7 protein-coding genes are annotated in these 25,574 nt (G+C 62.7%); 1 reads left to right on the top strand and 6 read right to left on the bottom strand.

All coding sequences use genetic code 11. The annotated features are described in order from the left end of the window. Positions 1-5: 5 nt before the first annotated feature. The 6 genes from AC1RT4_RS27035 to AC1RT4_RS27010 all read right to left on the bottom strand — a co-directional run bounded on the left by AC1RT4_RS27035 (position 6) and on the right by AC1RT4_RS27010 (position 7,999). Complete coding sequence (locus tag AC1RT4_RS27035; protein ID WP_493089115.1) at positions 6-866, bottom strand: ABC transporter ATP-binding protein; 861 nt, start codon at positions 864-866, stop codon at positions 6-8. Between the two features lie 5 nt (positions 867-871). After that, positions 872-1,897, bottom strand: coding sequence for an ABC transporter substrate-binding protein (locus tag AC1RT4_RS27030; RefSeq protein WP_007957722.1), 1,026 nt, complete (start codon positions 1,895-1,897; stop codon positions 872-874). Between the two features lie 18 nt (positions 1,898-1,915). Further along, a complete protein-coding gene (locus AC1RT4_RS27025) occupies positions 1,916-2,812 on the bottom strand; it encodes a TauD/TfdA dioxygenase family protein (protein WP_064382651.1) in 897 nt (298 codons plus the stop codon). Positions 2,813-3,099: 287 nt separating this feature from the next. Then, positions 3,100-4,467 carry an HlyD family type I secretion periplasmic adaptor subunit gene (locus AC1RT4_RS27020; protein ID WP_493089112.1) on the bottom strand — a complete coding sequence of 456 codons (1,368 nt, stop codon included), beginning with the start codon at positions 4,465-4,467 and terminating at the stop codon, positions 3,100-3,102. Beyond that, positions 4,457-6,613 (bottom strand): type I secretion system permease/ATPase, encoded by a 2,157-nt coding sequence (locus tag AC1RT4_RS27015; RefSeq protein WP_045121845.1) that lies wholly within the window; start codon positions 6,611-6,613, stop codon positions 4,457-4,459. The genes AC1RT4_RS27020 and AC1RT4_RS27015 overlap by 11 nt, the downstream gene beginning before the upstream one ends. A gap of 33 nt (positions 6,614-6,646) precedes the next feature. Next, on the bottom strand, positions 6,647-7,999 hold the full coding sequence (locus tag AC1RT4_RS27010) for a TolC family outer membrane protein (RefSeq protein WP_007957732.1): 1,353 nt from the start codon (positions 7,997-7,999) through the stop codon (positions 6,647-6,649). Positions 8,000-8,358: 359 nt separating this feature from the next. Here AC1RT4_RS27010 and AC1RT4_RS27005 point away from each other — a divergent pair, with 359 nt between their 5' ends. Beyond that, entirely contained in the window at positions 8,359-25,491 is a 17,133-nt protein-coding gene (locus tag AC1RT4_RS27005) for a LapA family giant adhesin (RefSeq protein WP_493089109.1), read from the top strand. Positions 25,492-25,574 lie beyond the last annotated feature (83 nt).

Raw genomic sequence — 25,574 nt, 5'->3', positions numbered from 1 at the left:
GCGGCTCAATAAGCGATGCGGATATCGGTGAAATCCAGTTCGCGCTCGGTTTCCGGCGACTGCCCTTCATCGAACAGCAAACGGTGAATGCGCCGCGCCGACTCCTGAAACGCCACACCGCCAAGGCTGTGCAGGTCGTATTGATGACTGTGCACTTCCGCCCTCACCCGGCCCGGATGCGGCGACAGCAACAGGATGCGATTGCCGACCACCAGCGCTTCTTCAATCGAGTGGGTGACGAACAGCAAGGTGAAGCGCACCTCCTCCCAGAGCAGCAGCAATTCCTCCTGCATCTTGCGCCGGGTCAGCGCATCAAGTGCGGCGAACGGCTCGTCCATCAGCAGGATTTTCGGCTGCATTGCCAGCGCCCGGGCAATCGCCACCCGCGCTTTCATGCCGCCGGACAAGGTGTGCGGATAGGCATCGGCGAACGCGGCCAGACCGACCTTCTCCAGATAGTGCAGCGCACGCTCTTCGGCTTCCTTTTTCTTCAAGGTGCGCGAAGCCAGCAGCGGAAACATCACGTTCTGTTTGACGGTTTTCCACGGTGGCAGCTGATCGAACTCCTGAAACACCACGATCCGGTCCGGCCCCGGCGCGTCGACGCGCTGGCCCTGCAGACGGATCTCGCCCTCGCACGGCGCGATGAACCCGGCGACGGCTTTGAGCAAGGTGGATTTACCGCAGCCGGACGGGCCGAGCAGCACGAAGCGATCCTGTTGATCGACTTCGAAACTGACCTGGTGGGTGGCCCGCACGACGCGCTGCGGCGTGCGGTATTCGAGGCTGACCTGGTCGACCGACAGCAGCGCTTGCGCGGTGGCGATCGGGTTGCTGGCCGCGTGGCCTTGCAAAGGGGCGTTCATGTCGATCAGCTCCCTTGCAGCGGTTTGGCGTCCTGGAAGAAGTAGTCCTTCCACGATTCGGGTTTGTTCTTGATCGCGCCGACGCGGTAGAGGAATTCGGCGAGCGGGTAAGTGTTTTTCGGCGTGACGCTGAATTCGAACTGCGGGTTGTCGATGATTTTCAGCAACGCTGCGCGGTCGATCTTGGCCTTGGTCACGCGGATGTAAGTGTCCGCCGCCGCGCCTTTATCGTTCTGCGCAAATTGCGCGGCTTCGGTCAGGGCTTCGACGAACGCCTTGTAGGTTTTCGGGTTCTCGTTGCGGAATTTCTCGGTGGCGAACAGCACGGTCGGCGAGTTCGGGCCAAGCACGTCATAGGAGTTGAGCACCACGTGCACGTTCGGGTTTTCCAGCGCCTGATCCTGGAACGGCGGGTTGGAGAAGTGCCCGGTCAGCTCGGTGCCGCCGGCAATCAGCGCAGCGGTGGCGTCCGGGTGCGGGACGGCGATGGTGTATTTATCGAGACGATTGAATTCCTTGTCGCCCCACTGCTTGGCCGCCGCGTATTGCAGGAAGCGCGACTGCACCGAAACGCCGACCGCCGGCACCGCGATGCGATCCTTCTCGGTGAAGTCGGCGATGGTTTTGACCTTGGGATTGTTGCTGACGAGGTAGTACGGGAAGTTGCCCAGCGACGCCACGGCTTTGACGTTCTGCTTGCCGTGGGTGCGATCCCAAATGGTCAGCAACGGGCCGACGCCGGCGCCGGCGATGTCGATGGAACCGGAGAGCAGCGCATCGTTGACCGCCGCGCCGCCAGACAACTGGGTCCAGTCGACCTTGATGTCGAGGCCTTCCTGCTTGCCGTACTTCTCGATCAGTCCCTGATCGCGCACCACGTTGAGCAATAAATAGACAATGCCGAACTGTTCGGCGATGCGGATTTCACCTTCGGCGTGGGCCACGGTCGGCGCCACCAGGCTGCCGGCAATCAGGCTGAAACCGAGGCCGATGGCCGCCGCCAGCGGCGCGAATGGAAGACGTTTGGACATGTTCGGATCTCCGGCAAATCAGAAAGGCGCGTCGCCCTGGATGGTGGTGCGATACAGCTTGCGGCGCAGGTGCGCAGGGCAACCGGCGGCAAGGTGGATCAGCGAACGGTTGTCCCAGAACACCAGGTCGTGGGGCTGCCATTGATGGCGGTAGATGTTCTGCGGCAGCACGCTGTGGGCGTAGAGCTCGTCGAGCAGCTGTTTGCTCTCGTCCTCCGGCAGGCCGACGATGCGGGTGGTGAAGCCTTCGCTGACGAACAACGCCTTGCGGCCGTTTTCCGGGTGGGTGCGGACCACCGGGTGCACCACTTCCGCGACCTGAGCCAATTGCTCCGGGGTCAGGGTCGGGCGCCAGTTGCCTTCGAATTTTGTTTCGCTGTAGCGCGCAGTGTAGGAATGCGCGGCCGAGCGCCCTTCAACCGCTTTGCGCAGCGCGTCGGGCAGGCTGTCCCAGGCTTTGTGCATGTCGGCAAACAGGGTGTCGCCGCCTTCGGACGGCAGCTCCTGGGCGTGCAACATCGAGCCGAGGCTCGGCAGCTCTTTATAGGAAAGGTCCGAGTGCCAGAACTTGCCGGCATCACCGAGGCCGATGTTCTGGCCGTTCTCGACGATGTTGGAAACGATGAGGATTTCCGGGTGATTGGCCAGCAGGAACTGCTTGAGCACGTGGATCTGCAACACGCCGAAGCGGCGGCTGAAATCGATCTGCTGTTGCGGGGTGATGCGCTGGTCGCGGAACACCACGACGTGGTGATCGAGGTGCGCGCGGTGAATGCGGGCGAAGTCTTCATCGTTGACCGGACGGGTCAGGTCGAGGCCGATGATTTCGGCGCCGACGGCACCGCTGAACGGGCGGATCTCGAAGGTTTGCGGCGCGGCAGTCGCGGCGCTTGGGGTAGCAGTAGCTGCGGACATCAATCAATCTCCCACGCACGGCACGCTCAAGGGCGCGCGCGTCGATCAGAAACTCACGCTGGATTGCGTGTTGGTTCGTGTCGTGCGGCGCGCCGATTGGTCGGCAGGTACGCAGGAGGCTGACTTTATAGCTATAAGAAGCGGAATTTAAATACTGTTAACGAATAACGATATGGCGTTTGTTTAGGAATGGACCGGATGGTGAGTGACCATTTGTGTCACTTCTGGACGGAATGTGTTGGTGCGACGAACGCCTCCGCGAGTCCCGCGAAGGCGTTCGTGAAGGTTTACCGCTCGTGCAACGCCTCGGCGCGCGCCCGGATGATTGGCTTGAGCAGATAGCTCAGCACGGTCTTCTTGCCGGTGATGATGTCCACCGACGCCACCATCCCCGGGATGATCAGCAACGGCTTCTCGTCAGTGCCGAGATGGCTGCGATCGGTGCGCAGCTTGATGATGTAGTAGGTGGTTTTCTTGTCTTCGTCGGTGATGGTGTCGGCGCCGATCTGCTCAAGCTTCGCCTTCAAACCGCCGTAGATGGTGTAGTCATACGCGGTGAATTTCACCGTGGCTTCCTGGCCCGGATGCAGGAATGCGATGTCCTGCGGGCGGATCTTCGCCTCGACCAGCAAAGTGTCGTCCAGCGGCACGATTTCCAGCAGGTCGCTGCCCGGCTGGATCACGCCACCGATGGTGTTGACCAGCATCTTGTTGACGATGCCCCGCACCGGCGAGGTGACGAGCGTACGGCTGACCCGGTCTTCCAGTGCCTTGCCGGTGGCCTGGGCCTTGTTCAGGTCGGTGCGCGCTTCGTTGAGCTGAGTCAGGGCTTCGCTGCGGAACTTGCCGCGCGTTTCGTCGATCTTGCGCTGCACTTCCTTGATCGCCGATTCGGCGCGCGGGATCGCCAAAGTGGTGGCGTCGAGCTGACCACGGGTTTCCACTTCGGCACGCTTGAGTCGCAGCACTTCCACCGGCGACACGGCGCCCTGGGCCACCAGCGGCTCGGACATGTTGATTTCCTGGCGTTGCAGGCCGAGTTGCTGGCGGTATTGCGCCTGCTTCGAGGTGAACTCGCGCAGCTCTTGCTGACGCTGGATCAACTGCTCCTGCAAACCACCGACTTCATCGTGCAGTTGCTGGCGACGGCTGATGTACAGCGACTCTTCACTCTTGGCCTGACCCGGCACGGCTTTGAGCACGTCTTCGGGGAAATTCAGCGGCCGGTCATCGACCTCGGCACTCAGGCGCTCGACCCGCAGCAACATCGACAGGCGATCAGCCTCGGTTTCACCGACGTTGGAGGCAAATCGCGTGTCGTCCAGACGCACCAGTGGTGCGCCGGCCTCGACGATCTGGCCTTCCTTGACGAACAGCTCGGAGACGATCCCGCCCTCGAGGTTCTGGATTTTCTGGATCTTCGACGAAGGAATCGCCTTGCCGTCGCCCTTGGTCACTTCGTCGATGACGGCGAAGTTGGCCCACAGCATCAGGAACACGAAGAAACCGATGATCGCCCAGATCGTCAGCCGCACCACGCGTGGCGCGTCCTCGATCAAGGCCTTGTTGACCTCCGGCAGCGGCTGGCCCTGCAGCGATGCCGAGCCTTTGAAATAGCGGCGGATCGAATCCTTGAAACCCGACTTAAGCAACACTGATCTGCCCCTTCTTCAACGCTTCCATGACGGCCGCTTTCGGGCCGTCGGCGAGGATCTGTCCACGGTCGACCACCAGCAGGCGATCGACCAGCGACAGCAGCGATGCCCGGTGCGTCACCAGCACCACGGTCTTGTTTTCCACCACCGCCGCGAGGCGTTGCTTGAGGCGTTCTTCGCCGGTGTTGTCCATGGCGCTGGTCGGTTCGTCGAGCAACAGGATCGGCGGGTTGAGCAGCAGCGCCCGGGCCAGCGCAACGTTCTGGCGCTGACCGCCGGACAGGTTCTGCCCGCGCTCGCCGACTTGCAGCTCATAGCCCTGCGGGTGCAGACGGGCGAATTCGTGTACGCCGGCCAGTTCGGCGGCTTGCAGCACCAACTCATCCTCGACGTAACGGGCGCCGGAAACCAGGTTGTCGCGCAGGGTGCCGGCCAGCAGCTGGATGTCCTGTGGCACATAGCCGATGTTGTAGCGCAGCTCGCTGACGTCGATCTGGCGAATGTCGACGCCATCCACCAGCAACGCACCGTCGTCCGGCTGATACAGGCCCACCAGCAGTTTCGCCAGTGAGCTCTTGCCGGAACCGCTGCGGCCGATGATGCCGATCTTCTCGCCGGGACGGATCACCAGGTTGATGTTCTTCAGCGCCGGATTCTGTTGTTCCGGGTAGGTGAAGTTGAGCTGGCGGCATTCGATCGCGCCTTGCAGAACCTTGCGGCTCAGCGGGCGCTCTTCGAAGTTGCGCTCCTGCGGCAGTTCCATCATCTGGTCGACCGAGGTCATGGTCACCCGCGCCTGCTGGTAACGGGTCAGCAGACCGGACAGCGACGCCAGCGGGCTGAGGGCGCGGCCACTGAGCATGTAGCAGGCGATCAGGCCGCCCATGCTCAGGTTGCCGGCGATGATCTGGTACACACCGAAGACGATCATGATCACGCCGGCCAGTTGCTGGATCAGCAGGGTGATGTTCATCGCCAGACCGGAGAGCATTTTCACCCGCAGCTCGAGGCGGCTGAGGGTGCCGATGGTCTGTTCCCACTGATATTGGCGTTCGCTTTCGGCGTTGTTGACCTTCACCGCGTCGAGGCCGGCGAGGGTTTCGATCAGGCTCGACTGACGCTCGGCACCGAGGGCCATGGTGCGTTCCATGGTTGCCACCAGCGGCTTCTGCAAGGCATAGCCGATCAGCAGCGCAATCGGGAAGGCCAGCACCGGAATCCACACCAGGTGCCCGCCGAGAATCGCGATGACAATGAAGATCAGGATGGTGAACGGCAGGTCGATCAGGCTGGTCAGGGTCAGCGAGGCGAGGAAGTCACGCAGGCTCTGGAATTCGTGGATGTTCTGGGCAAAGCTGCCGACCCGCGCCGGGCGGTATTTCATGGCCATGCCGACGATGCGTTCGAACAGCGTGGCGGAGATGATCAGGTCGGTTTTCTTGCCGGCCAGATCCAGGCACAGGCTGCGCAGGCTCTTGAGGATCAGGTCGAACATGTAGGCGCCGGTGATGCCCAGCGCGAGGACCCACAGGGTCGCTTCAGCCTGGTTCGGCACCACGCGGTCGTAGACGTTCATCACGAACAGCGGCGCGGCCATGGCGATGATGTTGATCAGGAAACTGGCGGCGATGGCGTCGGCGTACAGCCAGCGCGAACGCTTGAGGGTGTCGCGAAACCACGAGCGCGCGCGCGGGATCAGCGTGCCGTGGTTGACGTCGAATTTGTGCTGGGGCTGGGCGAAGAACACTTTGCCGGTGTAGTCGTCGGCCAGCAGCTCGCGACTGACCAGAGACTCGCCGCCGTCGCTTTCGCTAAGCAGCACCCGCGCTTCGTTCTCACCCTGCCAGCCGAGCAGGACGGCACTGCGGCCATCCTTGAGCAGCAACAGCGCCGGCATGGCAATCGCCGGAATTTCTTCCAGCTTGCGTTGCAGCACCCGCCCTTGCAGCCCGGCGCGCGCCGCCGCACGGGGCAGCAGCTCGACACTCAGGCGTTGTTTGGGCAGCGGCAGGCCGGTGGTCAGCATCGCCGCGCTGGCGGGTTTCTGGTGGAGCATGCAAAGAGCGAGCAGACCATCCAGTAACGGATCGTCGTGCAACGCGCGTGGATCATGACTGAGATGAACTCGACTGACTTCTGATTCCACGCTCTGCACTCTTAACGGTTGAAAAGGGACAACTCAATTCATCCCAGGCAACTGGACCTTGGGCTTCACGTCGTTCTGCACAACGGATGCCAATGGTGCGACCACTCCCTGGCTCTTGAGTAACTCGCCCATGGTCGCCTTGATTCGGTACTGAGTAAATAACTGAATGTTTTTGATCTCGGCCAGACGGCGCGAAGCGGTGAACAACTCGTTTTCGCTGTCGAGCAAATCCAGCAGGGTCCGTTCGCCGAGGCTGAACTGACGCTGGTAAGCGGTGCGCACCGAGGTGCTGTGATCAACGTATTGCTGAGCGATCGGCACCTGGGCGTTGGCGTTGTTCAGGGCGTTCCAGGCCAGGCCCAGTTCCTCATTCAATTGACGCAGGGCGTTGTTGCGGATGTCCAGCGCCTGGTTCGACAGGTAGGACTTGGATTCCAGATCAGCCTTGTTGCTGCCACCGGAGTACAAGTTGAAGCGCATGCGCAGCATGGCCTGCCATTCGTTGTTGTGACCGTTCTGGCCGTCGAGGTCGTTGTCGGCAGTGCGGCCCAGCTCGGCGTCGAAGCGCGGGTAGAAGGTCGACTTGGCGGTCTCGTACTGCTTCTCGGCAGCGGCGATGTCGGACTCGGCCGAGCGCAGGATCGGGCTGTTTTCCAGCATCTGCGCGCGGGCTTCATTCAGGTTGGCCGGCATCATCGCCATGAACGGCGCCGGACGCTCCAGTTGATCGGGCATCTGGCCGACGGCGCTGAGGAAATTGGTTTCCGAGTCGGCGAGGTTGGTCTGCTCGGTGATCAGGTTGTTGCGGGCCTGGGCCATCCGCGCTTCGGCCTGATCGAGGTCGGCACCGCTGCCGACGCCGCGCTGGGTACGCAGCTGGATCTGGTCGTAGATGCGCTGGTGGCTCTTGAGGTTTTCTTCGGCCAGACGCACGAACTCGCGACGGGTCAGCACGTCCAGGTAAACCTGGGCCACGGTCAGCGCGGTGCGCTCGGAGGTGCCCAGCAAGGAATACGCGCGGGAGTTGACGGTGGCTTGTTGACGCCCCACTTCGCTGGACGTCGCAAAACCGTCGAAGACCATTTGCGACAGACGCAAACTTGACTCGCTGCGGTTCAGGGTTTCCCAGTGATTGCCGCCACCGGCGGCACGGGTGGTGACGCTGTCGGTGCCTTCACGGCCATAACCGCCCAGCAGATCGACCTTGGGCAGGTATCCACCTTTTGCAGCCTTTAATTGATAATCCGCGGCCAAACGACTGTTCACGCCTGCCTGGATTTCCGGATGGACATCCAGTGCCTGCTGCATGGCTTCTGGTAAGGATTGTGCTTGTACGAAAGACGCGGCGAGAGCGAAGGGTAGAGCCTTGAACAGGTGCGAACGCATGGTAAAGATTTCCCAGAACTTCTTGTCTTGAATCACAGCAAAATGACGAGCTGCGTCGGAAGATGGCAACCGGAATGACCGTATGTCGGAAAGTTTAAAACCGGAACTGGATCACACGCTGAAGGGCAGGTCGCCGCATAAATATCAATGTGACATTACCGGGGCGATTGTTTAGGATGGCTCCCAGAAGGTCAATAGTTTGGCATAAAGTTAATAGCGAAAGAATCTAGCCAAAATATTGACGAATAGCAGCGTCAACTTTGTTTCATCTTTTTTTAAAGTACGTCCAGACTGAATCGGCGCAGACAGCCATCAGGTCTATGGAAGTCAACTGAACGTGACACCCCGGAGAGTCTTCAATGAGCAGTGTTGTTGCCATCGTCAAAAGCATTGTCGGTCAGGTTTTCGTGGTGTCCCCAGAGGGCGTCCGTCGCGTACTCGTTGAAGGCGACCGGCTGTTTGCCGGCGATCAGGTCGACACCGGCGTTTCCGGCGCCGTGTCCCTGGAACTGGCCGATGGCCGCACGATCGATCTGGGCCGCGACACTCAGTGGAGCGCCGATACCCCGGATTCCAGCACCGACCTGGCCGAAGCCACCGCGCAAGCCGCGCCGTCGGTAGAAGAGCTGCAACAAGCCATCGCCGCCGGTGTCGACCCGACTACCGCCCTTGAATCCACCGCAGCCGGCCCGACCGCGGCAGGGACTGGCGGCGCCGCCGGTGGTGGCCACAGCTTCGTGATGCTCGACGCGACCGCCGGCCGCGTTGACCCAACCATTGGCTTCCCGACCGCAGGCATCAACTCCGCCGGCCAGGTCGCACAGGACACCACCGGTGGCCAGACCACCGACACCACCGCCAACGCCCTGCGCGAATCGACCCTGAGCCTCAGCGCCACGCCGAGCATCACCGAAGCCGGCGGCGTGCTGGTGTACACCGCGACCCTGACCCAGGCGCCGCTGACCGACCTGACCATCACCCTGTCCAACGGCGCGGTGATCGTGATTCCGGCCGGTTCCACCACCGGCACCGTCAACGTGCCACTGGCACCGAACGACACTGTTTATAACGACCCGACCCAGATCGACGTGACGGTCACCGGCACCACTGGCGGCGGCGGCATCACCGTGACCCCGCCGACCACTCCAGCCACGACTCAGGTCACCGACACCATCGACACCACCACCGTCACTCTGACGGCGGGCCCAAGCGTGACCGAAGGCGGTCAGATCACCTACACCGCCACGCTGACCAACCCGGCGCAGACGCCGGTGACCGTCACCCTGTCCAACGGTTCGACCATCACCATCGGCGCCGGCCAGACCACCGGCACCGTCAACGTGCCGACCGCGCCGAATGACGTCTATAACAACGGCAGCACCGTCACCACCACCATCACCGGTGCCACCGGCGGCAACTTCGAAAACCTGGTGCCGAACCCGACGCCGGCCGTTACCACGATCGTCGATTCGAGAGACACCACGGGCCTGACCCTGACCGCTACCGGCACCGTGGTCGAAGGTGGCCAGATCACCTACACCGCGACCCTGACCAACCCGGCGCAAACGCCGGTGACCGTCACCCTGTCCAACGGCTCGACCATCACCATCGGCGCCGGCCAGACCACCGGCAGCGTCAACGTGCCGACCGCACCGAATGACGTCTACAACAACGGCGGCACCGTCAGCACCACGATCACCGGCGCCACCGGCGGCAATTTCGAGAACCTGGTGCCGAACACGACGCCAGCGACCACCACCGTCACCGACTCCATCGACACCACCAACCTGTCGCTGAGCGCGACCGGTTCTGTTGCCGAAGGCGGTTCGATCGTCTACACCGCAACCCTGACCAATCCTGCCGGCACCCCGGTGACCGTGACGTTGAGCAACGGCTCCGTCATCACCATCGAGGCTGGCAAAACTACCGGCACCGTGACCGTTCCGGCGCCAGCCGATGACGTCTATAAAGACGCCGGCAAAGTCGAAGTGACCATCAAGGACGCCACTGGCGGTAACTTCGAGAATTTGGTGCCAAGCACCGTTCCGGCCGTTACCGAAGTCACTGACACCGTCGACACCACCACGGTGAAACTCACCGCGACCGAGTCGGCAGCTGAAGGCGGCACTGTCACTTATACCGCTACTGTTGGCGCGCCAGTGACCGGTTCGCCGGTCACCGTGACCCTGGCCAACGGTCAGTCGATCACCATCGAAGTGGGCAAAACCACCGGCACCGTGACCACCACCGCGCCGAACGATGCGTTGACCGGCAATGCGCCGCTGACCAACTCGATCACCGGCGTTTCCGGCGGCAATTACGAAAATCTGGTTGCCGACAAGACTCCGGTTTCGACCACGGTTACAGACGTTGCCGACACCACCAATCTGACCCTGAGCGCCACCGGCACTGTCGCCGAGGGTGGTTCGATTGTTTACACCGCGACCCTGACCAACCCGGCCGGCACACCAGTGACCGTGACGTTGAGCAACGGCTCCGTCATCACCATTGAAGCGGGCAAGACCACAGGCACCGTGACCGTTCCGGCCCCTGCCGATGACGTCTATAAAGACGCGGGCAAAGTCGAAGTGACCATCAAGGACGCCACCGGCGGCAACTTCGAGAACCTGGTGCCAAGCACCGTTCCGGCCGTCACCGACGTGACCGATACCGTCGACACCACCACCGTCAAACTGACCGCGACCGAGTCGGCAGCTGAAGGTGGCACCGTTACTTACACCGCCACCGTCGGCGCACCGGTGACAGGTTCGCCAGTGACCGTGACCCTGGCGAATGGTCAGTCGATCACCATCGAAGTCGGCAAAACCACCGGCACCGTGACCACCACCGCACCGAACGACGCATTGGCCGGCAACGCACCGCTGACCAACGCGATCACCGGCGTGAGCGGCGGCAACTACGAGAATCTGGTCGCCGACAAGACGCCGGTCAGCACCACCGTGACCGACACTGTCGACACCACCAACCTGACCCTGAGCGCCACCGATTCCGTGGCCGAGGGCGGCTCGATCATCTACACCGCGACCCTGACCAATCCGGCCGGCACTCCGGTGACCGTGACCTTGAGCAATGGCGCGGTCATCACCATCGAAGCCGGCAAGACCACCGGCACCGTGACCGTTCCAGCGCCTGCCGATGACGTCTACAAGGATGCCGGCAAAGTCGAAGCGACCATTACCGGCGCAACCGGCGGCAACTTCGAAAACCTGGTGCCAAGCACTGTTCCGGCCGTGACCCAGGTCACCGACACCATCGACACGTCGACCGTCAAACTGACCGCGACCGAATCGGCTGCTGAAGGCGGTACCGTCACTTACACCGCGACGGTTGGCGCCCCGGTAACCGGCTCGCCGGTGACGGTGACCCTGGCCAACGGTCAGTCGATCACCATCGAAGTCGGCAAAACCACCGGCACCGTGACCACCACCGCGCCGAATGACGTACTGGCCGGCCATGCACCGCTGACCAACTCGATCACCAACGTCAGCGGCGGCAACTACGAAAACCTCGTGGCCGACAAAACCCCGGTCAGCACCACCATCACCGACACCGTCGACACCACCACCGTCTCGCTGACCGCCACCGGCAACGTCAACGAGGGCGGGCAGATCGTCTACACCGCCACCCTGACCAACCCGGCCGGCACCCCGGTGACCGTGACGTTGAGCAACGGCTCCGTCATCACCATCGAAGCCGGCAAAACCACCGGCACCGTTACCGTTCCGGCTCCTGCCGATGACGTCTACAAAGATGCCGGCAAAGTCGAAGTGACCATCAAGGACACCTCCGGCGGCAATTTCGAAAACCTGGTGGCCAACCCGACGCCAGCGGTGACCAACGTCGCCGACACCATCAACACCACGCACCTGACCCTCAGCGCCGAAAGCTATGTGCTCGAAGGCACGTCGATCACTTACACCGCGACCCTGACCAACGCCGCGCAGACGCCGGTAACCGTCAACCTGAGCAACGGCCAGACCATCATCATCGAGGCCGGCAAGACCAGCGGCTCGGTGACCATTGCGGCGCCGAGCGATGACGTCTACAAGGATGTCAGCAAGCTCACCGTGACCATGACCGATGCCAGCGGTGGCAACTTCGAAAAACTCGACGTCAGCAAGACGCCGGTCAGCACCACGGTCAACGACACCATCGACAAGACCACGCTGACCCTGAGCGCCAGCGACACCGTCAGCGAAGGTGGCCAGATCACCTACACCGCGACCCTGAGCAACCCGGCCGGCACCGCCATGACCGTGACCCTGGCCAACGGCGCGGTCATCAACATCGCCGCCGGTGCCACCAGCGGTTCGGTGAACTTCCCTGCGCCGGCCAACACGCCTTACATTGACGGCGGCAAGGTACAGACCGCGATTGCCAGCCACAGCGGCGGCAACTTCGAACAGGTAGATGCCAACCGTTCGGCGGTGGTGACCAAAGTCACCGACACCGTCGACACCACCAATATCAGCCTGAGCGCCACCGGTTCAGTCGCCGAGGGCGGTTCGATCGTCTACACCGCGACCCTGACCAACCCGGCCGGCACAGCCATGACCGTGACCCTGAGCAACGGCGCGGTAATCAACATCGCCAAAGGCGCGATCACCGGCACCATCACCGTCGCCGCACCGGGCGATGACGTGTACAAGGACGCCGGCAAAGTCGACGCCAGCATCACCAAGACCACGGGCGGCAACTTTGAAAACCTGGTGGTCGACAAGACCCCGGCGGTGACCGATGTCACCGACACTATCGACAACAGCACCGTTTCCCTGAGCGCCACGGCCAGCACCGTTGAAGGCGGCGTGGTGGTTTACACCGCCTCCGTCACCGCACCGGTGACCGGTTCGCCAGTGGTCGTGACCCTGTCCAACGGCCAGACCATCACCATCCCGGTCGGCGCCAGCAGCGCCAGCGTCAACTACACCGCGCCGAACGATGCACTGGCCGGCGGCAACACGCTGAGCGTGAAGATCGACGGCACCAGCGGCGGCAATTACGAAAACCTGGTCGCCGACAAGACTCCGGCCGTGACGTCAGTCACCGACACCGTCGACACCACCAACCTGACCTTGAGCGCTACAGGTTCCGTGGCTGAAGGTGGTTCGATCGTTTACACCGCCACCCTGACCAATCCAGCTGGCACGCCAGTGACCGTGACCCTGAGCAATGGCTCGGTGATCACCATCGAAGCGGGTAAAACCACTGGCACCGTGACCGTTCCGGCCCCTGCCGATGACGTCTACAAAGACGCCGGCAAAGTCGAAGTGACCATCAAGGATGCGTCCGGCGGCAACTTCGAAAATCTGGTTCCGAGCACCGTTCCGGCCGTCACTGAAGTGACTGACACCATCGACACATCGACCGTGAAGCTGAGCGCCGATACGTCGGTAGCTGAGGGCGGCACCGTCACCTACACCGCCACTGTTGGTGCGCCAGTGACTGGCTCGCCTGTGACTGTGACCCTGGCCAACGGTCAGACCATCACCATCGAAGTCGGCAAGACCACCGGCACCATCACCACCACCGCGCCGAACGATGCACTCAACGGTCACACACCGCTGAGCAACTCGATCACTGGCGTGAGCGGCGGTAACTACGAAAACCTCGTAGCCGACAAGACGCCGGTCAGCACCACCGTGACCGACACCGTCGACACCACCGACCTGACACTGACCGCGACCGGCACCGTCGCCGAAGGTGGCTCGATCACCTACACCGCGACCTTGACCAACCCGGCCGGTACTCCGGTGACCGTGACGTTGAGCAACGGCTCCGTCATTACCATCGAAGCCGGCAAAACCACCGGCACCGTGACCGTCGATGCACCGAAAGATGACGTCTACAAGGACGCCGGCAAAGTTGAAGTGACCATCAAGGATGCAACCGGTGGCAACTTCGAGAATCTGGTGCCGAGCACTGTTCCGGCTGTCACCGATGTCACTGACACCATTGACACCACCACGGTCAAACTGACTGCGACCGAGTCGGCGGCGGAAGGTGGCACTGTCACTTACACCGCGACTGTCGGCGCTCCGGTTACGGGTTCGCCTGTGACCGTGACTCTGGCCAATGGTCAGTCGATCACCATCGAGGTGGGCAAAACCACCGGCACCATCACCACCACTGCGCCGAACGATGCGTTGAACGGTCACACTCCGCTGAGCAACTCGATCACTGGCGTAAGCGGCGGTAACTACGAAAATCTCGTGGCCGACAAAACGCCGGTCAGCACCACCGTGACTGACACCGTCGACACCACTAATCTGACCCTGAGCGCCACTGACTCGGTGGCCGAAGGTGGCTCGATCACCTATACCGCGACCCTGACCAATCCGGCCGGCACTCCGGTGACCGTGACGTTGAGCAACGGCTCCGTCATCACCATCGAGGCCGGCAAAACCACCGGCACCGTGACCGTCGATGCGCCGAAAGACGACGTCTACAAAGATGCCGGCAAAGTCGAAGTCACGATCAAGGATGCATCCGGCGGCAACTTCGAGAACCTGGTGCCGAGCACCGTTCCGGCTGTTACCGAAGTCACCGACACCATCGACACCACCACGGTGAAACTCACCGCAACCGAGTCGGCAGCTGAAGGCGGTACCGTTACGTACACCGCCACTGTTGGCGCGCCTGTCACCGGTTCGCCTGTGACCGTGACCCTGGCCAATGGTCAGTCGATCACTATCGAAGTCGGCAAAACCACCGGCACCATCACCACCACTGCGCCGAACGATGCACTCAACGGTCACACGCCGCTGACCAACGCGATCACTGGAGTGACTGGCGGCAATTACGAGAATCTCGTAGCCGACAAAACCCCGGTTTCGACCACCGTCACCGACACCGTCGACACGACCAACCTGACCCTCAGCGCCACTGACTCGGTGGCCGAGGGCGGCTCGATCGTTTACACCGCGACACTGACCAACCCGGCCGGCACCCCGGTGACCGTGACGTTGAGCAACGGCGCCGTCATCACCATCGAAGCCGGTAAAACCACCGGCACCGTGACCGTCGATGCACCGAAAGACGACGTCTACAAAGACGCCGGCAAAGTCGAAGTCACGATCAAGGATGCCTCCGGCGGCAACTTCGAGAACCTGGTGCCAAGCACCGTTCCAGCCGTTACCGATGTCACCGACACCATCGACACCTCGACCGTCAAACTGACCGCGACCGAGTCGGCTGCTGAAGGCGGCACTGTTACCTATACCGCCACCGTTGGCGCCCCGGTAACCGGCTCGCCTGTGACGGTGACCCTGGCCAACGGTCAGTCGATCACCATCGAAGTCGGCAAGACCTCCGGCACCGTCACCACCACCGCGCCGAACGATGCGCTCAACGGCCATACGCCGCTGACCAACTCGATTACCGGCGTGAGCGGCGGCAACTACGAAAACCTCGTGGCCGATAAAACGCCGGTCAGCACCACCGTGACCGACACCGTCGACACCACCAACCTGACCCTGAGCGCCACGCCGGAAGTCAACGAAGGTGGCCAGATCACCTACACCGCGACCCTGACCAACGCCGCCGGCACCCCGGTGACCGTGACGTTGAGCAACGGCGCCGTGATCACCATCGAGGCCGGCAAAACCTCCGGCACCGTGACCGTCGATGCACCGAAGGACGACGTCTACAAGGACGCCGGCAAAGTCGGGACGACCATTTCGACCACCACCGGTGGCAACTTCGAAAACCTGGTCACCAGCACCGCCCCGGCAGTCACCACCGTCAATGACACCATCGACACGTCCACCGTGTCGCTGACCGCTACCGCCAACGTCGCCGAAGGCGAGACCGTGGTCTACACCGCGACCGTGACGGCGCCAGTGACCGGCTCGCCGGTCGTCGTGACCCTGTCCAACGGCCAGACCATCACCATCGCCGTCGGCGAGACCACCGGCACCGTGAACTTCGTCGCGCCGAACAGTCCGCTGGCCGGCGGTAGCTCGCTGAGCGTGACCATCGACAAGGCCACCGGTGGCAACTACGAAAACCTGGCGGTCGACGGCAAGTCCGCCGACACCTCGGTATCGGACACTGTCGACACGACCAACCTGAACCTGACGGCCACCGATTCGGTTGCCGAGGGCGGTTCGATCACTTACACCGCGACCCTGACCAACCCGGCGGGTACGCCGGTGACCGTGACCCTGTCGAACGGCGCCGTCATCACCATTGAAGCCGGCAAAACCACCGGCACCGTGACCGTCGATGCGCCGAAAGATGACGTCTACAAAGACGCCGGCAAAGTCGAGGCAACCATTTCGACCGCCACCGGTGGCGGTTTCGAGAACCTGGTGCCGAGCACCGTTCCGGCCGTGACCAACGTCACCGACACCATCGACACCACCACGGTGAAACTCACCGCGACCGAGTCGGCGGCTGAAGGCGGCACCGTTACTTACACCGCTAGCGTCGGCGCGCCTGTGACCGGTTCGCCTGTGACCGTGACCCTGTCCAACGGACAGTCGATCACGATCGAAGTCGGCAAAACCACCGGCACCGTCACCACCACCGCGCCGAACGATGCGCTCAACGGCCATGCGCCGCTGACCAACGCGATCACTGGCGTGACTGGCGGCAACTACGAAAACCTCGTGGCCGACAAGACGCCGGTCAGCACCACCGTGACCGACACCGTCGACACCACCAACCTGACCCTGAGCGCTACTGGCTCCGTGGCCGAGGGTGGTTCGATCGTCTACACCGCGACCCTGACCAACCCGGCCGGCACTCCGGTGACCGTGACCCTTTCGAACGGCGCCGTGATCACCATCGAAGCCGGTAAAACCACCGGCACCGTGACCGTCGATGCACCGAAAGACGACGTCTACAAAGACGCCGGCAAAGTCGAGGCAACCATTTCGACCGCCACCGGTGGCAACTTCGAGAATCTGGTGCCGAGCACCGTTCCTGCGGTGACCGAAGTCACCGACACCATCGACACTACTACGGTGAAACTCACTGCGACCGAGTCGGCAGCTGAGGGTGGCACCGTCACTTACACCGCTACCGTCGGCGCACCTGTGACCGGTTCGCCAGTCACCGTGACGCTGTCCAACGGTCAGTCGATCACCATCGAGGTGGGCAAGACCACTGGCACCGTGACTACCACGGCGCCAAACGATGCGCTCAACGGCCACACGCCGTTGACCAACGCGATCACTGGCGTGAGCGGTGGCAACTACGAAAATCTGGTCGCCGACAAAACCCCGGTCAGCACCACCGTGACCGACACCGTCGACACCACCAATCTGTCGCTGACCGCGACCGACAGCGTGGCCGAAGGTGGCTCGATCACCTACACCGCCACCCTGACCAATCCGGCTGGCACTCCAGTGACCGTGACGTTGAGCAACGGCTCCGTCATCACCATCGAAGCCGGTAAAACCACCGGCACCGTGACCGTTGCCGCGCCAGCCGATGACGTCTACAAAGACGCCGGCAAAGTCGAAGTGACCATCAAGGACGCAACCGGTGGCAACTTTGAGAACCTGGTGCCGAGCACCGTTCCAGCCGTAACGGAAGTCACCGACACCGTCGACACGACGACCGTGAAGCTGACCGCTTCCGAAACGGCCGCTGAAGGTGGCACCGTCACTTACACCGCGACTGTTGGCGCGCCAGTGACCGGCTCGCCTGTGACCGTGACCCTGGCCAATGGTCAGTCGATCACCATCGAAGTGGGCAAAACCACCGGCACTGTCACCACCACCGCGCCGAACGATGCACTCAACGGCCACACGCCGCTGACCAACTCGATCACGGGCGTGACGGGCGGCAACTACGAAAACCTCGTAGCCGACAAGACTCCGGTTTCGACCACCGTCACTGATACCGTCGACACCACCAACCTGACCCTCAGCGCCACCAATTCTGTGGCCGAGGGCGGTTCGATCACTTACACCGCCACACTGACCAACGCTGCGGGCACTCCGGTGACCGTCACCTTGAGCAACGGCGCCGTGATCACCATCGAAGCCGGCAAAACCACCGGCACCGTGACCGTCGACGCACCGAAAGACGACGTCTACAAAGACGCCGGCAAAGTCGAAGCAACCATTTCGACTGCCACTGGTGGCAACTTCGAGAACCTGGTGCCAAGCACCGTTCCGGCCGTAACGGAAGTCACCGACACCATCGACACCACCACGGTCAAACTGACCGCGACCGAGTCGGCAGCTGAAGGCGGCACTGTCACCTACACCGCCACCGTCGGCGCGCCTGTGACCGGTTCGCCAATCACCGTGTCCCTGTCCAACGGTCAGTCGATCACCATCGAAGTCGGCAAGACCACCGGCACCGTCACCACCACCGCACCGAACGATGCGCTGACCGGCCACGCGCCGTTGACCAACGCGATCACCGGCGTGACGGGCGGCAACTACGAAAACCTCGTAGCCGACAAAACGCCGGTTTCGACCACCGTCACTGACACCGTCGACACCACCAACCTGACCCTCAGCGCCACCAATTCGGTTGCCGAGGGCGGTTCGATCATCTACACCGCGACCCTGACCAACGCCGCTGGCTCGCCAGTGACCGTGACCCTGTCGAACGGCGCCGTGATCACCATCGAAGCCGGCAAAACCACTGGCACCGTGACCGTTGCCGCGCCAGCCGACGACGTCTACAAAGACGCCGGCAACGTGCAGGCCACGATCACCAACGCCACCGGTGGCAACTTCGAAAACCTGGTGCCGAGCACTGTTCCGGCCGTGACCCAGGTCACCGATACCATCGACACCACCACGGTGAAACTCACCGCGACCGCGTCGGCGGCTGAAGGCGGCACCGTCACCTACACCGCGACCGTGGGCGCGCCTGTGACTGGCTCGCCAGTGACCGTGAACCTGTCGAATGGCCAGAGCATCACCATCGAGGTGGGTAAAACCACCGGCACCGTGACTACCACGGCGCCTAACGATGCGCTCAACGGCCACACGCCGCTGACCAACGCGATCACCAACGTGACGGGCGGCAACTACGAAAATCTGGTGGCCGACAAGACGCCGGTCAGCACCACCGTGACCGACACTGTCGACACCACCAACCTGTCGCTGAGCGCGACTGGCACCGTGGCCGAAGGTGGTTCGATCACCTACACCGCGACCCTGACCAACGCTGCGGGCACCCCGGTGACCGTGACCTTGAGCAATGGCGCTGTCATCACCATCGAAGCCGGTAAAACCACGGGCACCGTGACCGTCGCCGCGCCAGCCGATGACGTCTACAAAGACGCCGGCAACGTGCAGGCCACGATCACCAACGCCACAGGCGGTAACTTCGAGAACCTGGTCACCAGCAGCACACCAGCCGTGACCAGCGTCACCGACACCATCGACACCACCACGGTGAAGCTGACCGCAACCGCGACAGCTGCTGAAGGTGGCACAGTCACTTACACCGCGACGGTTGGTGCACCGGTGACCGCCTCGCCTGTGACCGTAAACCTGTCCAACGGTCAGAGCATCACCATCGAAGTCGGCAAAACCACCGGCACCGTGACCACCACCGCGCCGAACGACGTGTTGACCGGTCATGCACCGCTGACCAACGCCATCACCGGCGTGAGCGGTGGTAACTACGAAAATCTGGTGGCGGATAAAACCCCGGTTTCGACCACCGTCACCGATACCGTCGACACCACCAACCTGTCGCTCAGCGCGACCGGCACCGTGGCCGAAGGCGGTTCGATCACCTACACCGCGACCCTGACCAACGCCGCTGGCTCGCCAGTGACCGTGACCTTGTCGAACGGCGCCGTGATCACCATCGAAGCCGGTAAAACCACCGGCACCGTGACCGTTCCTGCGCCAGCCGATGACGTCTACAAGGATGCCGGCAACGTACAGGCCACGATCACCAACGCCAGCGGTGGCAACTTCGAGAACCTGGTCACCAGCACCACGCCAGCGGTGACCAGCGTTACTGACACCATCGACACCACCACCGTGAAGCTGACTGCGACCGCGACAGCGGCCGAGGGTGGCACCGTCACCTACACCGCTACCGTGGGGGCGCCGGTCACTGGCTCGCCAGTGACCGTAAACCTGTCCAACGGTCAATCGATCACCATCGAAGTGGGTAAAACCACCGGCACCATCACCACCACCGCGCCGAACGACGTGTTGAATGGTCATGCGCCGCTGACCAACGCGATCACCAACGTCAGCGGCGGCAACTACGAGAACCTGGTTGCCGACAAGACCCCGGTTTCGACCACCGTCACTGACACCGTCGACACCACCAACCTGTCCCTCAGCGCCACCAATTCGGTCGCCGAAGGTGGTTCGATCACTTACACCGCGACACTGACCAACGCTGCGGGCACTCCGGTGACCGTCACCTTGAGCAACGGCGCCGTGATCACTATCGAAGCGGGCAAAACCACTGGCACCGTGACCGTCGCAGCACCAGCCGACGACGTCTACAAAGACGCCGGCAACGTACAGGCCACGATCACCAACGCCACGGGCGGTAACTTCGAGAACCTGGTCACCAGCACCACACCAGCCGTGACCAGCGTCACCGACACCATCGACACCACCACCGTGAAGCTGACCGCGACCACGACGGCAGCCGAAGGTGGCACCGTCACCTACACCGCCACCGTGGGTGCGCCGGTGACTGGCTCGCCAGTGACCGTGACCCTGGCCAACGGTCAGTCGATCACCATCGAAGTCGGCAAAACCACCGGCACCGTGACCACCACCGCGCCTAACGACGCATTGACCGGCCACACACCGCTGACCAACTCGATCACCAACGTTTCTGGCGGCAACTACGAAAACCTCGTGGCCGACAAGACGCCGGTCTCGACCACCGTCACCGACACCATCGACACCACCAACCTGACGCTCAGCGCGACCGGCACCGTGGCCGAGGGTGGCCAGATCACTTACACCGCAACCCTGACCAACGCTGCTGGCTCGCCAGTGACCGTGACCCTGAGCAACGGCTCGGTGATCACCATCGAAGCCGGTAAAACCACCGGCACCGTGACCGTTCCTGCACCAGCCGACGACGTCTACAAAGACGCCGGCAACGTGCAGGCCACGATCAAGTCCGCCACCGGTGGCAATTTCGAGAACCTGGTCACCAGCACCACGCCAGCGGTGACCAGCGTTACCGACACCATCGACACCACCACCGTGAAGCTGACCGCGACCACGACGGCGGCCGAAGGTGGCAACGTTGTCTACACCGCGACCGTCGGCGCACCGGTAACTGGCTCGCCTGTGACCGTGACCCTGGCCAACGGTCAGTCGATCACCATCGAAGTCGGCAAAACCACCGGTACCGTGACCACCACCGCGCCGAACGACGCGTTGACCGGCCACACACCGCTGACCAACTCGATCACCAATGTTTCTGGCGGCAACTACGAAAACCTCGTGGCCGACAAGACGCCGGTGAGCACCACCGTCACCGACACCATCGACACCACCAACCTGTCGCTCAGCGCGACCGGCACCGTGGCCGAGGGCGGTTCGATCACTTACACCGCGACTCTGACCAACGCCGCTGGCTCGCCAGTGACCGTGACCCTGAGCAACGGTTCGGTGATCACCATCGAAGCGGGCAAGACCACCGGCACCGTGACCGTTCCTGCGCCAGCCGACGACGTCTACAAGGACGCCGGCAATGTGCAGGCCACGATCACCAACGCCACCGGCGGCAATTTTGAAAACCTGGTAACCAGCAACACACCAGCCGTGACCAGCGTCACCGATACCATCGATACCACCACCGTCAGCATCACCGGCAGCACTTCGGTGACCGAAGGCCAGACCGCCAGCTACACCGTCAGCCTGACCCACCCGGCGCAGACCGAAGTGACCCTGAAAATCGTCTACAGCGGCACCGCCGCCGACGGTTCGGACTTCACCGGCGTGTACACCGTGAAGATCCCGGCGGGTGCCAGCAGCGCGCAGTTCAACGTTGCGACCATCGATGACAAGATCACCGAAGGCACCGAAAACTTCGTGGTCAAGATCGACTCGGCCACCGGTGGCAACTTCGAGAACCTGGCGGTCAGCAGCACCAATGGCAGCGTCAGCACCTCGATCATCGACAACGATGCACCGCCGGTCATCGACCTCGACGCCAACAACTCCAGCGGTGCAACGGGTGCCGACTACAAGGTGACCTTCACCGAGAACACCCCGGGCGCAGGTGTGTCGATTGCCGACACCGACATCAAGATCACCGACCCGGACAGCACCATGCTGACCGGCGCTACCATCGTGCTGACCAATCGTCAGGACGGCGATGCGCTGAATCTGGGCAACAGCGTCAACGGCATCACCATCAATGCCAACAGCACCAACGGCACCGTCACCCTGACCCTGTCCGGCAACGCGACGCTGGCCGACTACATGCAGGCCATCAAGAACATCAGCTTCACCAACAGCAGTGAAGACCCGAGCACCGTGCCTCGGATCATCACCGTGACCGTGACCGACGGCGGCAACTACTCCAACACCGCGACCACCACCGTCAACGTGGTGGCGATCAACGACGCGCCGGTCGCTGCACCGGTCAACGTCACCGGCACCGAAGACACCCCGCTGGTTCTCGGCTGGTCGACCTTCGGCGTCAGCGACGTCGACAGCCCGGCCAGCAGCCTGGGCGTGAAAATCACCCAGCTGCCGGGCGAAGGCAAACTGCAGTACCTGGACGGTTCGACCTGGAAAGACGTCGCCACCAACCAGACCTTCAGCAAGGCCGACATCGACGCGGGCAAGCTGCGCTTCCTGCCGGATGCCAACGAGTCGGGCGTGAACGGTTACGGCGGCACCGGCCTGGGCAACAACCAGGCTGACTATGCGCAGATCAAGTTCCAGCCAACCGACGGCCAGTTGCTGGGCAACACCGGCACCGTGAAGATCGACATCACCCCGGTGGCGGATGCACCGACCCTGTCGGTCGCCGACAACAGCGTGAAGTCCACCGGGCTGATCAAGGAAGTCTGGACCGGTCTGTCGGGCCTGGGCACCGACGGCAGCGGCGCGAATTCGACCACCCTGAAAAACGTGATCGACGGCGCGGGCAAGCCGAACACCAACGGCACCGTGAACAACGTGCAGTCCGATGGCAGCGTGACCGCCGGTACTGCGTCGAAAACCTCGGGCCTGATCTATCTGGAAGCCGGCAAGACCTACACCTTCAGCGGTACCGGTGACGACAGCCTGCTGGTGACCATCGGCGGCAAGAACGTGGCGTCCACGACGTGGGGCGCGGGCGGCAACCTCAACGGTTCGTTCACCCCGACCACCAGCGGCTACTACACCCTGGACATCTACCACCACAACCAGAGCGGCCCGGGCAGCTACGACGTCAACCTGTCGGTCAACGGCAGCACGCCGATCGACCTGAGCAGTGCCGGCGTGCCGATCTACACCGGCGTGCAGGATCTGGTGAATGCCGGCGTGACCGTCTCCGATCTGCACGGCAACAACGGCGAAGGCTATTACGACGGCTACAAACTCAACACCGGCGCCGAAGGCACCACGGTGAAACTGTCGTCGATCAGCACCGCGCTGACCGACACCGATGGCTCGGAAACCCTGAGCATCAAGATCAGCGGCGCACCGGTCGGTTCGGTCCTCAGCGACGGCGCAGGCCACAGCTTCACCGTGACCGCCACCAGCGGCGACGCCAACGTCACCGGCTGGAACCTCGGCACCCTGACCGTGACCCCGCCAACCTACTACAACGGCCAGTTCAACCTGACCGTGACCTCGACCTCCACCGAGGCCGTGGGCGGCTCGGCCAGCACCACCGCGACCATTCCGGTCACAGTTGTGCCGGCGGTCTACAACTCGATTGTCGCCACCTCGGCCGACGACACCGTCACCGGCACCGACGGCAACGACATCATCGTCGCCGACATCGGCGGCCTGACTGTGGTGCCGGGCACCAACTACAACATCGCGTTCATGGTCGACAGCTCGGGCAGTATGAGCGCCTCGTCGATCAACGCCGCCAAGGACTCGCTGACGTCGGTGTTCAACACCCTCAAGCAGAGCCTGGGCAGCAACTCCGGCACGGTGAACATCTTCCTGGTGGACTTCGATACCCAGGTCAACAAGTCGGTGTCGGTGAACCTCAACGACCCGAACGCACTGACCTTGCTCAAGGCCGTGCTGGACTCGATGGCGTCCGGCGGCGGCACCAACTACGAAGACGTGTTCAAGGCCACGGCGAACTTCTTCCAGAGCGCTGAAGCGGTGGCCAACACCGGGGCGAAGAACCTTACTTACTTCATCACCGACGGCCAGCCGACCTACTACCAGAGCAACGAGCAGACCAACCCGACGCTGTACGGCAACGTGAAGCTCGACGACGTGGTGAAAACCAGCAACTACAAGCTGGGCAGCAGCTTCGCCACCTATATCGACAGCACCCACTACCTGAGCATCAGCACCTCCGGTGAAGTGGTGCTGCAGACGCTCAAGAACAACAACTGGAGCTGGAACAGCCTGGGCACCATCCACGCCCAGGGCGACGGCACCTACGAAATCTCGAGCCTGGCGGGCAGCGGCAACAGCACCTCGTCGAACACCACCGACAACTCTGCCGCCGGCTTCGCGCTGCTGAGCGGTCTGTCGAACGTCGAAGCGATCGGCCTGAACAACGGTGTCAGCCTCAACGACCTGAAACCGTACGATTCGGACAAGACGCCGCAGACCAACATCGATCCGAAGGACCTGGCCAACTCGATCATCGGCCACACCGAAGCGACGATGCCGGGCAACGACACCGTCAGCGGTGGCGACGGCAACGACATCCTGTTCGGCGACCTGGTGAGCTTCAACGGCATTGCCGGCGAGGGTTACCAGGCGATGCAGGCGTTCGTGGCCAAGGAAACCGGAGTCGACGTCAGCAAAGTCACCACCAGCAACGTGCACCAGTACATCACCGAGCACTATCAGGCGTTCGATGTGTCCGGTGCCCACGACGGCAACGACACGCTGCTGGGCGGCGCGGGCAATGACATCCTGTTCGGCTCGGGCGGCAACGACCTGCTCGACGGCGGCAAGGGCAATGACATCCTGCTCGGCGGCACCGGCAACGACACGCTGATCGGCGGCCCGGGCAACGACATCCTGATCGGTGGTTCCGGTGGCGACACCTTCGTCTGGAAATCGGGCGACACCGGCAACGACGTGATCAAGGACTTCAAGGCCAGCGAAGGCGACCGCATCGACCTGCGTGATCTGTTGCAGGGCGAGACCGGCAGCACCATCGACAACTTCCTGAAGATCACCACGGTCGACGGCGTGTCGTCGCTGCAAGTCAGCTCGGGCGGCAAGTTCAACTCGGGCGATGCCGCAGCCGCCACACCGGACGTGACGATCAAACTCGAAGGCAACAACTGGTCGAGTGCCAACATTCACAACCTGATTGCCGGCAGCGATCCGACCATCAAGGTCGACCACAACAACAGCTGATGCGTGAACAACGGCCGCCCCACTTGGGGCGGCCGTCACGTTTGCGGCGCTTGTACCGGTGACGATTGCGTCGGCGCACCGCA

It is taken from the genome of Pseudomonas sp. GW821-FHT11D10 (genome assembly GCF_058808435.1).
This window is presented reverse-complemented; position numbering and strand designations above follow the sequence as displayed.

What these genes read in the sequence shown, in the direction of transcription:
- AC1RT4_RS27005 (WP_493089109.1), top strand. Translation starts at nt 8,359, where the DNA reads ATGAGCAGTGTTGTTGCCATCGTCAAAAGCATTGTCGGTCAGGTTTTC.
- AC1RT4_RS27030 (WP_007957722.1), bottom strand. Translation starts at nt 1,897, where the DNA reads ATGTCCAAACGTCTTCCATTCGCGCCGCTGGCGGCGGCCATCGGCCTC.
- AC1RT4_RS27035 (WP_493089115.1), bottom strand. Translation starts at nt 866, where the DNA reads ATGAACGCCCCTTTGCAAGGCCACGCGGCCAGCAACCCGATCGCCACC.
- AC1RT4_RS27025 (WP_064382651.1), bottom strand. Translation starts at nt 2,812, where the DNA reads ATGTCCGCAGCTACTGCTACCCCAAGCGCCGCGACTGCCGCGCCGCAA.
- AC1RT4_RS27010 (WP_007957732.1), bottom strand. Translation starts at nt 7,999, where the DNA reads ATGCGTTCGCACCTGTTCAAGGCTCTACCCTTCGCTCTCGCCGCGTCT.